The organism is Streptomyces sp. HUAS MG91 (assembly GCF_040529335.1).
Lineage (GTDB): Bacteria > Actinomycetota > Actinomycetes > Streptomycetales > Streptomycetaceae > Streptomyces > Streptomyces tabacisoli.
In genome coordinates this window covers 2,391,397-2,406,082 of sequence record NZ_CP159534.1, presented here as the reverse complement: position 1 = coordinate 2,406,082, position 14,686 = coordinate 2,391,397, and the positions used below count along the sequence as shown (strand labels likewise).

13 protein-coding genes are annotated in these 14,686 nt (G+C 71.8%); 7 read left to right on the top strand and 6 right to left on the bottom strand.

Features of this window, described 5'->3' with window-relative positions; genetic code table 11:
* Nucleotides 1-2 precede the first annotated feature (2 nt).
* Entirely contained in the window at nucleotides 3-1,208 is a 1,206-nt protein-coding gene (locus tag ABII15_RS11140) for a bifunctional adenosylcobinamide kinase/adenosylcobinamide-phosphate guanylyltransferase (RefSeq protein WP_353942136.1), read from the bottom strand.
* A gap of 92 nt (nucleotides 1,209-1,300) precedes the next feature.
* Here ABII15_RS11140 and ABII15_RS11135 point away from each other — a divergent pair, with 92 nt between their 5' ends.
* On the top strand, nucleotides 1,301-1,522 hold the full coding sequence (locus ABII15_RS11135) for a hypothetical protein (RefSeq protein ID WP_353942135.1): 222 nt from the start codon (nucleotides 1,301-1,303) through the stop codon (nucleotides 1,520-1,522).
* Between the two features lie 110 nt (nucleotides 1,523-1,632).
* Here the strand turns inward: ABII15_RS11135 and ABII15_RS11130 are convergent, their stop codons facing one another.
* From ABII15_RS11130 to ABII15_RS11120, 3 genes are all read right to left on the bottom strand, one after another.
* Nucleotides 1,633-2,712, bottom strand: a complete 1,080-nt coding sequence (locus ABII15_RS11130) for a trypsin-like peptidase domain-containing protein (RefSeq protein WP_353942134.1) — start codon at nucleotides 2,710-2,712, stop codon at nucleotides 1,633-1,635.
* A gap of 96 nt (nucleotides 2,713-2,808) precedes the next feature.
* The gene (locus tag ABII15_RS11125) at nucleotides 2,809-3,516 is read right to left on the bottom strand and encodes a methyltransferase domain-containing protein (RefSeq protein WP_353942133.1); all 708 of its coding nucleotides are present in this window, start codon (nucleotides 3,514-3,516) and stop codon (nucleotides 2,809-2,811) included.
* 83 nt (nucleotides 3,517-3,599) lie between these two features.
* A complete protein-coding gene (locus tag ABII15_RS11120; RefSeq protein WP_353942132.1) occupies nucleotides 3,600-4,244 on the bottom strand; it encodes a DUF3043 domain-containing protein in 645 nt (214 codons plus the stop codon).
* Between the two features lie 250 nt (nucleotides 4,245-4,494).
* Between ABII15_RS11120 and ABII15_RS11115 the strand changes: the two genes are divergently transcribed.
* From ABII15_RS11115 to ABII15_RS11095, 5 genes are all read left to right on the top strand, one after another.
* On the top strand, nucleotides 4,495-5,292 hold the full coding sequence (locus tag ABII15_RS11115) for a PspA/IM30 family protein (protein ID WP_353942131.1): 798 nt from the start codon (nucleotides 4,495-4,497) through the stop codon (nucleotides 5,290-5,292).
* Nucleotides 5,293-5,314: 22 nt separating this feature from the next.
* A complete protein-coding gene (locus ABII15_RS11110; protein WP_353942130.1) occupies nucleotides 5,315-5,593 on the top strand; it encodes a hypothetical protein in 279 nt (92 codons plus the stop codon).
* Nucleotides 5,594-5,786: 193 nt separating this feature from the next.
* On the top strand, nucleotides 5,787-7,022 hold the full coding sequence (locus tag ABII15_RS11105; RefSeq protein ID WP_353942129.1) for a sensor histidine kinase: 1,236 nt from the start codon (nucleotides 5,787-5,789) through the stop codon (nucleotides 7,020-7,022).
* Nucleotides 7,019-7,717, top strand: a complete 699-nt coding sequence (locus ABII15_RS11100; protein ID WP_353942128.1) for a response regulator transcription factor — start codon at nucleotides 7,019-7,021, stop codon at nucleotides 7,715-7,717. Before ABII15_RS11105 ends, ABII15_RS11100 begins: the two co-directional genes overlap by 4 nt.
* 165 nt (nucleotides 7,718-7,882) lie before the next feature.
* The gene (locus tag ABII15_RS11095; protein WP_353942127.1) at nucleotides 7,883-11,017 is read left to right on the top strand and encodes an efflux RND transporter permease subunit; all 3,135 of its coding nucleotides are present in this window, start codon (nucleotides 7,883-7,885) and stop codon (nucleotides 11,015-11,017) included.
* Between the two features lie 277 nt (nucleotides 11,018-11,294).
* On the opposite strand, the gene nadA is transcribed toward ABII15_RS11095, so the two are convergent.
* Nucleotides 11,295-12,482: a quinolinate synthase NadA gene (gene nadA, locus ABII15_RS11090; RefSeq protein ID WP_353942126.1), complete on the bottom strand. Its 1,188-nt coding sequence runs from the start codon at nucleotides 12,480-12,482 to the stop codon at nucleotides 11,295-11,297.
* A 261-nt stretch (nucleotides 12,483-12,743) separates the two neighbouring features.
* Between nadA and ABII15_RS11085 the strand changes: the two genes are divergently transcribed.
* Nucleotides 12,744-13,100: an iron-sulfur cluster assembly accessory protein gene (locus ABII15_RS11085; RefSeq protein WP_111661853.1), complete on the top strand. Its 357-nt coding sequence runs from the start codon at nucleotides 12,744-12,746 to the stop codon at nucleotides 13,098-13,100.
* 70 nt (nucleotides 13,101-13,170) lie between these two features.
* Here ABII15_RS11085 and ABII15_RS11080 read toward each other — a convergent pair whose 3' ends face one another.
* Nucleotides 13,171-14,667 carry a hypothetical protein gene (locus ABII15_RS11080; RefSeq protein WP_353942125.1) on the bottom strand — a complete coding sequence of 499 codons (1,497 nt, stop codon included), beginning with the start codon at nucleotides 14,665-14,667 and terminating at the stop codon, nucleotides 13,171-13,173.
* Between the last annotated feature and the right edge of the window lie 19 nt (nucleotides 14,668-14,686).

Sequence of the window (14,686 nt, the reverse complement as noted above, 5' to 3'; positions counted from 1 at the left end):
CGTCAGCCGCGCAGCGTGAGCGCCTGACCGGCCACGATCAGCAGGACGTGCTCGCACTCGGCGGCGAACGCGGCGTTCAGCCGGCCCAGCTCGTCGCGGTAGCGCCGCCCGGAGGCGGTGGCGGGCACGATCCCCGACCCCACCTCGTTCGACACGGCCACCACCGTGCGCCGGGTGCACCGCACGGCCGCCACCAGCGCGGCCACCCTCTCCCGCAGGGCCTTCTCCCCGCCGCCCGCCCACTCGGCGTCGTCCCAGGCCCCGACCTCGTCCATGGCGTACGTCAGCCACAGCGACAGGCAGTCGATCAGCAGCGGCGCCGGGTCCGAGGCGTCGGCGAGCAGCGGTTCGAGATCGCAGGTCTCGGCGGTCCGCCACGATCCGGGCCGCCGCTCGCGGTGCGCGCTGACCCGCTGCGCCCACTCGCTGTCGCCGCCCCGGGTGCCGCCCGTCGCCACGTACAGCACGTCGGGGAAGGCCTCCAGGCGCCGCTCGGCCTCGACCGACTTGCCCGACCGGGCGCCCCCGAGGACCAGCGTCCTGCGCGGCACGTCGGGCACGTCCTCGTACGCGCCGACGTCCAGGGCCGTCCCGTCCGGCACCGCGCGGGCCCCGGCCGCCGCGAGCCGCCGGGTCAGCTCGGCGCCGGGCGGCACGTCGTGCCCGAGGTGCACGGCGACGACATCCGTGGTCGGCCCGACGGCGCCGCTCGACCGCAGCCGCGCCAGCGCGTCCGGCCGCCCCACCACATCGGCGAGGACCAGCTCGTACGGTGCCCGCGCCGTGTCGAGCCCGGCGAGCGCGGCCCCCGGCGGCAGATACAGCACCCGTACGCCGTCGGGGCCGGTCACCTCGTAGCCGGTGCCGGGGGCGTCGAGGGCCAGCGCCCGCACCCGGTGCCCGCTGATCAGCGCCAGCTCACGGCCGTCCGGCACCCGCACCGGCTGCGGCAGCCCCGCCGGGACCTCGACGGCGGGCCCGTCGTGCGGGTGCGTGAGCAGCACCTGCCGCACCCCGGCGAGGCTGTGCCCCGCGCGGGCCGCCGCGAACACCGCGCCCGGCGTCAGATCGAGCAGCAGCACCCTGTCGATCAGTACCGCCGTCGCGCCGCGGGCGTCCGCGCCGAGCGCGCCCGCGCAGGCGGCGCACGGGCAGTCGGGGCGGGGCAGTCCTTCGGGGGCACCGGTGCCGAGCAGTGTCAGTTCCACAGGAAGATCCTCCCGCGCGGCTTCGGGTGCCGCGCGCCCGGCTAGGCTTCCAGGGACATCGCGCATCGGACATCCGATACCGGGAGGCTGACATGGCGGCGTGGACGTGGCGGTTCGAGAAGTCCGACGGGACGGAGGTGCCTCCGGCGGTGCAGCCCGAGGAGTTCCCCACCCAGGGTGACGCGGAGTCCTGGATCGGGGAGTACTGGAAGGAACTCGCGGAGGGCGGCGCCGACCAGGTGACCCTCTTCGAGGACACCGACAAGATCTACGGCCCCATGAGTCTCCACGCCGAGGAGACCAGCGCCCCGTAAGGGGCGCGGGGAACTGCGCGACCAGCCACGACGAAAGCCGCGGACGCGTCTGCTCGGTGCATGAGCAGACGCGTCCGCGGCTTTTCCGTGGCCGCGCCCCTGGCGGGGCGCTACATCTCGCCGAGGGTCACGTCGGCAGACTTCTCGTTGCCGTCGCGGGTGAAGGCGATCTTGACCTTGTCGCCGGGCTTCTCGTCGGCCAGGGCCTCCTGAAGGGAGGTCATGGTGGTGATCTTCGCGTCGCCGAGCGCGGTGATGACGTCACCGGGCCGCAGGCCGGCCTTGTCGGCGGGGCCGCCGTCCGTCACGGAGACCACCGAGACCCCGGCCGCCTGAAGACCGCTGTCGACCACCACGCGCGCGGTGATGCCGAGCTCCGCCCGCCCGGAGTCCGTCACCTTGCCGTCCTTGACGATCTGGTCGGCGATGTCCGTCACCGTCGACGCGGGGATCGCGAACCCGATGCCCGGCGCCGCGCTGTCCCCGAGGTCGGGATCGGTCGCCGCCAGCGTCGGGATGCCGATGACCCGGCTGTCCAGGCCGACCAGGGCGCCCCCGCTGTTGCCGGGGTTGATGGCCGCCGAGGTCTGCACCATGTTGGCGATGGTCGCGCCTGTGCCGCCGCCCGAGCGGCCCTCGCTCACGGTCCGGCCGGTCGCCGACACGATGCCCTGGGTGACGCTCGACGACAGCCCGAGCGGCGAGCCCATGGCCAGGGTGATCTGCCCGACCGCCACCTTCGACGAGTCCCCGAACTCCGCCGCCTTCAGCCCGTCCGGCACCTTGTCCAGCTTGATGACGGCGAGATCCTGCTCCGGATACGCGGCGACGAGCTTCGCCGACAGTTCGTCCTCGCTCGTCGACGTCGTCACCTTGAACGTCTTCTCCTCGCCGACCACATGGGCGTTGGTCACGATGTGCCCCTTGTCGTCGTAGACGACACCGGAACCGAGGTCGGCCGAGGCCTGCACCTGGACCACGGACGGCAGGACGTCCTTGATGACGTTTTGGTACGCGTCCTGCAGATCGTTGCCGCCCGAGGCCGCGGCGGCCTGTGTCGTGGAGCCGTCCCCCGACGCCGCGGCGTTCGAGGAGCCGGAGTCGGAGCAGCCTCCGACGAGCGCCGCCGAGCAGACGGCGGAGGCCACGGGGAGCACGAGGCGCGTACGCGTACGCGAAGAAGCAGTCATGCCCGGATTGTCACGTTCGCCCCGGGTGGGCGCTCCCGCTGAGCGGCCGAACAGCGGACCCCGGCGCGCGAGGGGCGCCCGGAGGTCAGCCCCGGATCAGCCCCGCACCCCGCACAGGTGCAGCAGCGCGGCCACCCGCCGGTACGGGTCGGTGCGCCCGGCGCGCTCCTCGGCGGCGAGCAGCGTCTGCAGCTCCCCGCGCTCCGGTACCGCCGCGGCGTCGCCGGCCTGGTCGGTGAAGACCCGCACCCCGTACCAGGCGTGCAGCGGCGCGCCGATCCCGGCGAGCGTGGCGGTCAGCGCGTCGAGCCGGTCGGCCCGGACGTCCAGGCCGAGCCGGTTGGTGTACTTCAGCGAGTCGAAGGCGCCGAGCGCGGTGACCCAGTCACCGGCCAGCCCCGGACGCATCGCCAGCGCGTCCGCGTTCCGTACGAGCAGGGAGAGCAGACCTCCCGGCGCCAGCATCCGCGCGAGTCCCGCGAGCAGCGCGTCCGGCTCGTCGACGTACATCAGGACGCCGTGACAGAGCACGACGTCGAAACTGCCGGGCAGGAAGTGGACCCCCGTCTCCATCCCGCTGCCCTCGACGAACCGCACCCGCTCCCGCACACCCGCGGGCTCCGCCGCCAGCGCGGTCTGCGCGACGGCGAGCATCGCGGGGTCCTGGTCCACGCCGGTCACCTTGTGCCCGGCCCGCGCCAGGCGCAGCGCCTGGGTGCCCTGGCCCATCCCGACGTCGAGCACCCGCAGCCGCTGCCCGACGGGGAAACGCCCGGCTATCTGCTCGTCGAGCTGCCGGGACACCAGTTCCTGCCGTACGACGTTGCGCAGACCGCCCAGCCTCTCCAGCCAGGCGCCCGGCGCGTCCCCGGCGAAGGCGTCCGTGCTCAGGGCCGCTCTCCGCGCTTGACCTGGGGCTTGGGCAGCCGCAGCCGCTTCATCTGGAGCGTGCGCATCAGGGCGTACGCGACGGCACCCTTGCGGCGCTCGTCGGGGAACTTCTCCGCCAGGCGCTTCTTGAGCCGGAAGCCGGTGATGGCCGAGTCGATCACGATCGCGACGATGACGAAGAGCCACAGCAGCAGCGCGATGTTCTGCAGCGAGCCGACGCGGACCATGCTCAGGACGAGGATGATCACCGCCATCGGCAGGAAGTACTCCGCGATGCAGAACCGCGAGTCGACGAAGTCGCGGGCGTAGCGCCGCACCGGGCCCTTGTCGCGCGCGGGCAGATAGCGCTCGTCACCGCTGGCGAGCGCGGCGCGCTGCTTCTCCATCGCGGAACGCCGCTCGTCGCGCTGGCGGGCGCGGGCCTCCTTCGGCGACATCTTGGTGTTGGCCACGCTGCGGCGCTGCGACTGGGCCGCGCTGCGCTTGGGCGTGGGGCGGCCCTTGGGCGCCTGCGGGTCACGGGTCTCTTTGGACAGAGAGGTCACCGGGGCCTTGTCGGCCGGCGCCTTGTCGTCCTTGGATCGGCTACGGAACACAAAAGCCAAGGGTACGTGGTGGTCGTGCATGGACCACAGGCCCATGGGGAACGATCCGGCAACACCGTGCGTCCATAGAGGCACATGGGGACACACCGGGTGCGTCCGGACAGCCACTGGGGGGACACCTACTCCTTGCGCCGGAGCGGCACCGTACGCAGTCGTCCTTGGGGATGAGCGCATCCGCACCTGGACAGTGCGGTAATAGATGCAGGACCCGTACTGTGGGTGGTGTCGCAGTGCCGGAGCTGGACCGTCGGCTTGATCAGTCAGTAGAAGGGGGCGCGCGAAGCCCATGAGCGGTGTCATGAAGCGTATGGGGATGATCTTCCGCGCGAAGGCGAACAAGGCCCTTGACCGGGCCGAGGACCCGCGCGAAACCCTCGATTACTCGTACCAGAAGCAGCTGGAGCTGCTGCAGAAGGTGCGCCGCGGCGTCGCGGACGTCGCCACCAGCCGCAAGCGCCTGGAACTGCAGCTGAACCAGCTCCAGGGCCAGTCCTCCAAGCTGGAGGACCAGGGCCGCAAGGCGCTCGCGCTCGGCCGCGAGGACCTGGCCCGTGAGGCGCTGTCCCGGCGCGCCGCGCTCCAGCAGCAGGTCACGGACCTGGAGACGCAGCACCAGACGCTGCAGGGCGAGGAGGAGAAGCTCACTCTCGCGGCTCAGCGGCTCCAGGCCAAGGTGGACGCCTTCCGCACGAAGAAGGAGACCATCAAGGCCACCTACACGGCGGCCCAGGCGCAGACCCGCATCGGCGAGGCGTTCTCCGGCATCTCCGAGGAGATGGGCGACGTCGGCATGGCGATCCAGCGCGCCGAGGACAAGACGGCCCAGCTCCAGGCGCGGGCCGGCGCCATCGACGAGCTGCTCGCCTCCGGCGCCCTCGACGACTCCTCCGGCCTCGCCAAGGACGACATCCAGAGCGAGCTCGACCGGCTCTCCGGTGGTACGGATGTAGAGCTGGAGCTGCAGCGCATGAAGCAGGAGCTGGCCGGCGGTTCCTCCGCGTCGCAGCAGGCGATCGAGGGCGGCCAGGGCCAGCAGCCGCAGCAGGCCCAGCCGACCGACACCCCGCGCTTCGACAAGCAGTAGCAGCAGCCCCGAGGAGGCCGACGTGATCGTACGGATCATGGGGGAGGGCCAGGCGAAGCTGGCCGACAGCCACATCGCCGAGCTCAACAAGCTGGACGACGAGCTTCTGGCCGAGATGGAGACCGGCGACGAGGAGGGCTTCCGGCGCACGCTCGGGGCGCTTCTCGACGCCGTGCGCCGGCTCGGTGAGCCGCTCCCGGACGACTCCCTGGAGCCCTCCGAGCTGATCCTCCCGTCCCCCGACGCGACCCTCGAAGAGGTCCGCGCCATGCTCTCCGACGACGGCCTGATCCCGGGCTGACCCGGTCGTCCGCCGAGTGACGGCGGGTGGCCGCCTCTGATGAGATGCCGCACGAAGTGCGCATCTCAGGGGGCGCGGGGAACTGCGCGACCAGCCCCCACCGGGCCGTACCCGAAGAACGACCGGAGGGCGCGGAGGACCGATCGCCGCCCGGAGGGCAGCCGCGCGAAAGGGGACCGTTACCGTGACCCCGGTGACCCCCCTCGTACGCTGGGCCAGAACCCACCCCCTGGCCCTCGACGCCGCCCTCGCCCTCGCCGTCCTGGTCTGCATGATCGCCGGTTCCTTCGTGGACCACAGCAGCGCCGACGGGGGCAGCTACACCTGGGGCGCCCGCACCCCGAACCCCCTCAGCCTGGTCCTGATGGTGCTCGGCGCCGCCGCCCTCGTCTTCCGGCGCGTCGCACCCATGTGCGTACTCGCCGCGACCGCGACGGTCTCCGTCGCCGAACTGGCCACCGGCGACCCCCGCGCCTCCGTCGTGATGTCCGCCGTCATCGCCCTGTTCACGGTCGCCGCCCGCACCGACCGCCCCACCACCTGGCGGGTGGGCCTGGCCACGATGGCGACGCTCACCGGCGTCGCCATGCTCGCCGGCCCCCTGCCCTGGTACGCGCAGGAGAACCTCGGCATCTTCGCCTGGACCGGCATGGCCGCGGCCGCCGGCGACGCGGTCCGCTCCCGGCGCGCCTTCGTCGACGCCATCCGCGAGCGCGCCGAACGCGCCGAACGCACCCGCGAGGAGGAGGCCCGACGCCGGGTCGCCGAGGAGCGGCTGCGGATCGCCCGCGACCTGCACGACGTCGTCGCCCACCACATCGCCCTGGTCAACGTGCAGGCCGGGGTCGCCGCGCACGTCATGGACAAGCGCCCCGACCAGGCCAAGGAAGCCCTCGGCCACGTCCGCGAGGCCAGCCGCTCCGCGCTCAACGAACTCCGCGCCACCGTCGGCCTGCTGCGGCAGACCGGCGACCCCGAGGCCCCCACCGAACCGGCCCCGGGCCTGGACCGGCTCGACGACCTCGTCGACACCTTCCGGCACGCGGGCCTGCCCGTCGAGGTGGCCCGCGCCCAGGAGGCCCCGGCGCTGCCCGCGGCCGTCGACCTCGCCGCGTTCCGGATCGTGCAGGAAGCGCTGACGAACGTACAGAAACACGCGGGCCAGGGCGCCAAGGCCGAGGTCAGCGTCGTACGCGTGGGGCCCAACATCGAGGTCAGCGTCCTCGACGACGGACCGGGCGTCGCCCTCGCCCCCGACCCGGAGCGCGACAGCGGCGGACACGGACTGCTCGGCATGCGCGAGCGCGTCACCGCGCTGCGCGGCACCCTCACCGCGGGACCGCGCTACGGCGGCGGGTTCCGCGTCCATGCGATCCTTCCCGTCAAGGACCTGGCCACCGACACCACTTCAGGGGACGCCACCACATGACCAGCGGCACGATCCGTGTCCTCCTCGCCGACGACCAGGCCCTGCTGCGCAGCGCCTTCAAGGTGCTCGTCGACTCCGAGCCGGACATGCAGGTGGTGGGGGAGGCGTCGGACGGCGCGCAGGCGGTCCTGCTCGCCAGGTCCGAGCGGCCCGACGTGGTCCTGATGGACATCCGGATGCCCGGCACCGACGGCCTCGCCGCGACCCGCGAGATCAGCGCGGACCCCGAACTCGCCGCCGTCCGCGTGGTCATGCTGACCACCTTCGAGGTCGACGAGTACGTCGTGCAGTCCCTGCGGGCCGGCGCCTCCGGCTTCCTCGGCAAGGGCGCGGAACCCGAGGAACTGCTCGGCGCCGTACGGATCGCGGCCGCCGGCGACGCCCTCCTGTCACCCGCCGCGACCAAGGGGCTGATCGCCAAGTTCCTCGCGCAGGGCGACGGTCACGAGGACGACGGCCGGTCCGCGGGAGCCCACGCCGAGCGGCTCGCCGCCCTCACCGTCCGCGAGCGCGAGGTCCTCGTGCAGGTCGCGGGCGGCCACTCCAACGACGAGATCGCCGAGCGGCTCGAAGTCTCCCCGCTCACCGTGAAGACCCACGTGAACCGTGCGATGGCCAAGCTGGGCGCCCGCGACCGGGCCCAACTCGTCGTGATTGCCTACGAATCGGGCCTGGTCCGCCCACGGGTGGAGTGACCCGCACCGGCCGCGTACTACGGGCGCAGTAGGAGCCGGATAAGTAACGGGACCTGGGAGCGACGTGCCGGGCCTTTTCCGTGCACCAGGGTGTACTCGTGCCCCCGCGTGTCCGCGCACGGGGCGCTGCCCACCGCTCACCGCTCCCCGGGGAGACCTGCCAACATGTCCTGGCTGTCGAGATTCAGCCTCGCCCAGCGTGCCCTGATCGGCCTGATGTCGATCATCGCGATCGTCTTCGGCGCGATAGCGATCCCCCAGCTCAAGCAGCAACTGCTGCCCACGATCGAACTGCCCATGGTGTCGGTGATCGCCCCGTACCAGGGCGCGTCCCCCGACGTGGTGGAGAAGCAGGTCGTCGAACCGCTGGAGAACTCCCTCGACGCCGTCTCCGGGATCACCGGCGTCACCTCGACGGCGAGCGAGGGCAACGCCCTGGTGATGGCGTCGTTCGACTACGGCACCGGCACCAAGCAGCTCGTCGCCGACGTCCAGCAGGCCGTCAACCGGGCGCGCGCCCAACTGCCCGACGACGTCGACCCGCAGGTCGTCGCGGGCTCCACCGACGACATCCCGACCGTCGTCCTCGCGGTCACCTCCGACCAGGACCAGCAGGCGCTCGCCGACCAGCTCGACAAGACCGTCGTGCCGTCCCTCAAGGACATCGACGGCGTCGGCCAGGTCTCGGTCGACGGCGTCCGCGACCTCCAGATCAACGTCACGCCGAACCCGAAGAAGATGGCCGCCGCCGGTGTCGGCGTCCAGGCGATCGGCCAGTCCCTCCAGGCCGGCGGCGCCACCGTGCCCGCGGGCTCCTTCGACGAGGGCGGCAAGAACCGCACGGTCCAGGTCGGCGGCGGCTTCACCTCGCTGGCCCAGATCAAGGACCTGATGATCACGGGCGCGGGCGTCAAGAAGCCCGTACGCCTCGCCGACATCGCCACCGTGAAGCAGCAGCCGTCCACGGCCGACTCGCTCACCCGCACCGACGGCCGGCCCAGCCTCGCCGTCGCCGTGACCATGGACCACGACGGCTCGGCCGTCACCATCTCCAAGGCGGTCGAGGACAAGCTGCCCGGCCTGCGCCAGGACCTCGGCAAGGGCGCGGACCTCACCGTCGTCAGCGACCAGGGCCCGGCGGTCTCCAAGTCCATCTCGGGCCTGACCACGGAGGGCGCGCTCGGCCTGCTCTTCGCCGTCATCGTCATCCTGGTCTTCCTGGCGTCGCTGCGCTCGACCCTGGTGACGGCGGTCTCCATTCCGCTGTCCGTGGTCCTCGCCCTGATCGTGCTGTGGACCCGTGACCTGTCCCTGAACATGCTGACGCTCGGCGCGCTGACCATCGCGATCGGCCGGGTCGTCGACGACTCGATCGTCGTCCTGGAGAACATCAAGCGCCACCTCGGCTACGGCGAGGAACGCAAGGAGGCCATCCTCACCGCGGTCCGCGAGGTGGCCGGCGCGGTCACCTCATCGACCCTGACGACGGTCGCCGTGTTCCTGCCGATCGGCCTGGTCGGCGGCATGGTGGGCGAGCTGTTCGGCTCGTTCTCCCTCACGGTCACCGCGGCGCTCCTCGCGTCCCTGCTGGTGTCCCTGACGGTCGTCCCGGTGCTGTCCTTCTGGTTCCTGCGCGCGCCCAAGGCGGTCCAGGGCGTCGACCCGGAGGAGGCCCGTCGCCTGGCCGAGGAGAAGGAGGCCAGGTCGTGGCTGCAGCGGGCGTACGTGCCCGTGCTGCGCTTCGCCACCCGGCGCCGCCTCACCAGCCTGGCGCTCGCCGTCGTGATCCTCATCGGCACGTTCGGCATGGCCCCGCTGCTGAAGACCAACTTCTTCGACCAGGGCGAGCAGGAGGTCCTCTCCATCAAGCAGGAGCTGGCCCCCGGCACCAGCCTGGCCGCCACCGACGCGTCCGCGAAGAAGGTCGAGAAGGTCCTCCAGAGCATCGACGAGGTCAAGGACTACCAGGTCACCGTCGGCTCGTCGGGCTTCATGGCGGCCTTCGGCGGCGGCACCGACACCAACCAGGCTTCGTACTCGGTGACCCTGAAGGACAAGGCGTCGTACGAGGACACGCAGGACCGCATCGAGCGCGAGCTCGGCAAGCTCGACGGCCTCGGTACGACGACGATCTCGGCCGGTGACGGCTTCGGCAGCCAGGACCTGAGCGTGGTCGTGAAGGCCGCCGACGGCGCTGTCCTCGACCGGGCGGCCGATCAGGTCAAGGACGCCGTCGCCTCGCTCGACGACGTCACCGACGTCACCAGCGACCTGTCGCAGTCCGTCCCGCGGATCTCGGTCAGGGCCAACTCCAAGGCGGCCGCGGCCGGGTTCGACGACACGACGCTCGGCGCCGCCGTCACGCAGGCGGTGCGCGGCACCACCAGCGGCAAGGCGACCCTCGACGACACCGAGCGCGACATCGTGGTGAAGTCGGCGAAGCCCGCCGCGACCACGGCCCAGCTGAAGAAGCTGCCGATGGGCCCGCGCGGGCTGACCCTCGGCGACATCGCCACCGTGAAGCTGGTCGACGGTCCGGTCTCGATGACCCGGATCGACGGCGCCCGCGCGGCGACGATCACGGCGAAGCCGACCGGGGACAACACCGGTGCCGTCAGCACCGACCTCCAGTCGAAGATCAAGGCGCTGGATCTGCCGAAGGGCGCCACGGCGACCATCGGCGGTGTCACCTCCGACCAGGACGACGCGTTCAAGAACCTGGCCCTGGCCATGCTCGCGGCCATCGCGATCGTGTTCATGCTCCTGGTGGCGACGTTCCGCTCGCTGGCGCAGCCGCTGATCCTGCTGGTCTCGATCCCGTTCGCGGCGACCGGCGCCATCGGTCTGCTCATCGCTACCGGTACGCCGATGGGCGTGCCCGCGATGATCGGCATGCTGATGCTCATCGGCATCGTGGTCACGAACGCCATCGTGTTGATCGACCTGATCAACCAGTACCGGAGTCAGGGGCTCGGCGTCGTGGAAGCCGTGGTCGAGGGCGGCCGGCACCGTCTGCGCCCGATCCTCATGACGGCCCTGGCGACGATCTTCGCGCTGCTTCCGATGGCGCTCGGCGTCACCGGGGAGGGCGGGTTCATCGCGCAGCCGCTGGCCGTGGTCGTCATCGGCGGTCTGATCACGTCGACGCTGCTGACCCTGCTGCTCGTGCCGACGCTCTACGCGATCCTGGAGCTCCGGAAGGAGAAGCGGGCGCGTAAGCGTGCCGCCAAGCGCGGTACCGCCGAGGTTCCGCCGCAGTCTCCGTCCCCGGAACCGGAATCGGAGCCGGCCCAGGTCTGACGACCTTCGGCGCCCCGGGCCTCCTGCCGCCCGGGGCGCCTCCGCCCCGCCGCCTTGGGCAGTCTGCCGCCTGGGGCGGCAGGGTGGGCAAGGCGGCACCCCGGTGCGGGGTGAGCGCTTCAGGGGGCGGCCAGTTCAGCGCCGTTCGCGGGTGCAGCCCGGTGGGGCTTCTCGCGCAGTTCCCCGCGCCCCTGAGGCATGCGCTGCGCGCAGCCTCCCCTGACGGGGCGCCTCAGCGGGGCCGTGCCAAAAGGTGCGGCCCCGCTGAGGCATCCCGCTACGGCAGCGCCAGCATCCGTTCCAGGGCCAGCTTCGCGAAGTGCTCCGTCTCGCGGTCGACCTCGATGCGGTTCACGAGCTGACCGTCCGCCAGGGACTCCAGCGTCCAGACCAGATGCGGCAGGTCGATCCGGTTCATGGTCGAGCAGAAGCAGACCGTCTTGTCGAGGAAGACGATCTCCTTGCCCTCGGGCGCGAACCGGTTCGCCAGACGGCGGACCAGGTTCAGCTCGGTCCCGATGGCCCACTTCGACCCGGCGGGCGCGGCCTCCAGCGCCTTGATGATGTACTCCGTCGACCCGACGTAGTCCGCCGCGGCGACGACCTCGTGCTTGCACTCGGGGTGCACGAGGACGTTCACCCCGGGTATGCGCTCGCGCACGTCGTTCACGGAGTCCAGCGAGAACCGCCCGTGCACCGAGCAGTGCCCGCGCCACAGGATCATCTTCGCGTCCCGCAGCTGCTCGGCGGTCAGCCCGCCGTTCGGCTTGTGCGGGTTGTAGACGACGCAGTCGTCCAGTGACATCCCGAGGTCCCGGACCGCCGTGTTGCGCCCGAGGTGCTGGTCCGGCAGGAAGAGCACCTTCTCGCCCTGCTCGAACGCCCAGTTCAGCGCGCGCTCGGCGTTCGACGACGTACAGATGGTGCCGCCGTGCTTGCCGGTGAACGCCTTGATGTCGGCCGAGGAGTTCATGTACGAGACGGGCACGACCTGCTCGGTGATCCCGGCCTCGGTCAGCACGTCCCAGCACTCGGCGACCTGCTCGGCGGTGGCCATGTCGGCCATCGAGCAGCCGGCGGCCAGGTCCGGCAGGACGACCTTCTGGTCGTCGCCGGTCAGGATGTCGGCCGACTCGGCCATGAAGTGCACACCGCAGAACACGATGTACTCGGCCTCGGGGCGCGCGGCGGCGTCCCGCGCCAGCTTGAAGGAGTCGCCGGTGACGTCGGCGAACTGGATGACCTCGTCGCGCTGGTAGTGGTGCCCGAGCACGAACACCTTGTCGCCGAGCTTCTCCTTGGCCGCGCGGGCACGCTCCACCAGGTCCGGGTCGGACGGGGAGGGCAGGTCGCCGGGGCACTCCACGCCACGCTCGCTCCGGGTGTCGGCCTCGCGGCCGAGCAGGAGCAGCGCCAGCGGAGTGGGCGACACATCCAGGTCAACGGGGGTCTGGGCCGTGGTCACGTCACGCACCCTTTCTTGAGTTCTGCAGAACACTTCTCGTCGAAATGACGCTATCTATCATACGTGCTTCACGTCAGTTTGACGATGCCGATGTCGTCGATGTGACGCAATCCGCGTGGGACGGCCCGTGCCCCGTTCGCCCCAGGTGTGCGAGCATGAAAAGAGGAAGTGCAAAACCCTCGGCGGATCCGGAATGGATCCGGGCCTTTGCCGGTTGCAATGGTCGGCAAGCAGTCTCCGTACAACCCGGGAGAGATGTAGATGTCCGTATCGGACGAGACCACCACCGTCAGCGACGGCATCATCCTCAGCGACGAAGCCGCGGCCAAGGTCAAGGCCCTGCTCGACCAGGAAGGCCGCGACGACCTGGCCCTGCGTGTGGCTGTTCAGCCCGGTGGCTGCTCCGGCCTGCGCTACCAGCTCTTCTTCGACGAGCGCTCGCTCGACGGCGATGTCGTCAAGGACTTCGGCGGCGTCAAGGTCGTCACCGACCGCATGTCCGCCCCGTACCTGGGCGGCGCCTCCATCGACTTCGTCGACACCATCGAGAAGCAGGGCTTCACGATCGACAACCCGAACGCGACGGGTTCCTGCGCCTGCGGCGACTCGTTCAGCTAAACAGCACGAGCGCCACGAGCAGGACAAAGGGCCGGGACACCCACTGGGTGTCCCGGCCCTTTGTCCTGCGTCAGTCGCGGGGTGCGGGCCCGCTGCCCGGCTGGTTCCGTTCGGCGGGCGCCACCGTGCTCCCGTCCGTGCCGACGACCTTCCGTCCGTCCAGCGGAGCGTCGAGCGCCACCGGCAGCGTGTAGAACTTGGCCATCGCGATGCAGACGGCCCCCTTCTTCTGGGTCCCGGTCACCCGCACGGTCACCGTCTTCCCCGACTCGTCCGCCACCGCCTTGTACGTCGCGCACACGCCCCCGGTGAAGTGCAGGGTCAGCGTCTTCCCCGAAGAGTCCGCGCGATACCCCTGCACCCGCACGTCGCGGACCTCGGACCCCTGCCCGCCCGGCGCCGAGCCGGAAGCCGACACCGACGGCTGCGGCGCGGCCGTCGAACTCCCCGGCGCGACCAGATACTTGGGCGCCACCGCCGGATGCGTCACGGTCGTTGGACGCCCGGCCCCCGGCCGCTCCACCGTGAACAGCCACGACGGTACGAGCAGCTGCTCGCCGCCGGCCGCGTACACGGCGAGCCCGAACACGGCCTCGGTGACGTCGACCGTCGTCGACGCGGGCGGCCTCGGCGACGACGGCGTACACCCCGAACCGCCGTCCAGCGGCACCGCGCTCGCGCAGGCGTCGGCCGGGACCCGGCCGCCCGCCGCCGCGCCGTTCATCCTCTTCAGCGTCTCCCGCGCACCGATCGTCGGGTACGTGGCGCCCTCGGCCGGCGTCTTCACATGCCCGCTGCCGCCGACCACTTGACCGTCGGCGCCGATCTGGATCCCGGTCGTCCAGCCGTACGTCGGCAGACCGCCCACCTCGGGATCGGCGTTCACCACCCGGGTGGCGCCCATGAGCTGGCTCGCGTCCAGCTTCGCCGTGTCCTGCCCGAGCGCCTTGAGGACGGGCGCCGCGGCCTTCCTCGCGGCCGCCTCGCTCACCGCGTCCCGCTCGCTCCCGCTGCCCGCCCCGCCCGCGCACGCGGCGCCGGCCGGACACTTCTTCCCGCTCGCCGACGGCGCGTAGCGCGCGTACGTCCAGGTGCCCGGCGCCTTCCCGGTCACCTCAAGCGAGGGGCCCGAACCGTCCGGCGCCGGTCCGATCCGCCAGGTGCCGGCCTGCAGCCTCGGCGTCCCGGCCACGTCGAGCGCCTTGGCCAGGGCCCGCACGTCGTCGGCGGTCACCGCGCCCTTCGCCCGGTACACCGCGGCCTCGTCCGGCCCGGCGGGCAGATCGCCGGAGGCCTCGTACCGCGAGCCGTTCGGATCCGGCTCGCCCGGCGCGATCCCGTTCGACGTGCCCGGGGTGCCGCCCTCGCCGTAGCCGTCCAGCGCCAGCGGCGGGGGAGTGCCGCCGCCACCGGCACCGTCCGCGCGGCCCCCGGAGCCGTCACCGGACACGCTCGTCGCCCAGTACGCGCCACCGCCACCGGCCAGGAGGACAGCCGCCAGGGCCGAGGCGACCGCCGGCGTGCGTCGTCGCCCGCGCCGGTCCCGGGTCCGCTCTTCGGTGCTCACCGCATCGCTCCTTCGCCTG

What these genes read in the sequence shown, in the direction of transcription:
- ABII15_RS11120 (WP_353942132.1), bottom strand. Translation starts at nt 4,244, where the DNA reads ATGGGCCTGTGGTCCATGCACGACCACCACGTACCCTTGGCTTTTGTG.
- ABII15_RS11115 (WP_353942131.1), top strand. Translation starts at nt 4,495, where the DNA reads ATGAGCGGTGTCATGAAGCGTATGGGGATGATCTTCCGCGCGAAGGCG.
- ABII15_RS11100 (WP_353942128.1), top strand. Translation starts at nt 7,019, where the DNA reads ATGACCAGCGGCACGATCCGTGTCCTCCTCGCCGACGACCAGGCCCTG.
- ABII15_RS11095 (WP_353942127.1), top strand. Translation starts at nt 7,883, where the DNA reads ATGTCCTGGCTGTCGAGATTCAGCCTCGCCCAGCGTGCCCTGATCGGC.
- ABII15_RS11130 (WP_353942134.1), bottom strand. Translation starts at nt 2,712, where the DNA reads ATGACTGCTTCTTCGCGTACGCGTACGCGCCTCGTGCTCCCCGTGGCC.
- ABII15_RS11085 (WP_111661853.1), top strand. Translation starts at nt 12,744, where the DNA reads ATGTCCGTATCGGACGAGACCACCACCGTCAGCGACGGCATCATCCTC.
- ABII15_RS11135 (WP_353942135.1), top strand. Translation starts at nt 1,301, where the DNA reads ATGGCGGCGTGGACGTGGCGGTTCGAGAAGTCCGACGGGACGGAGGTG.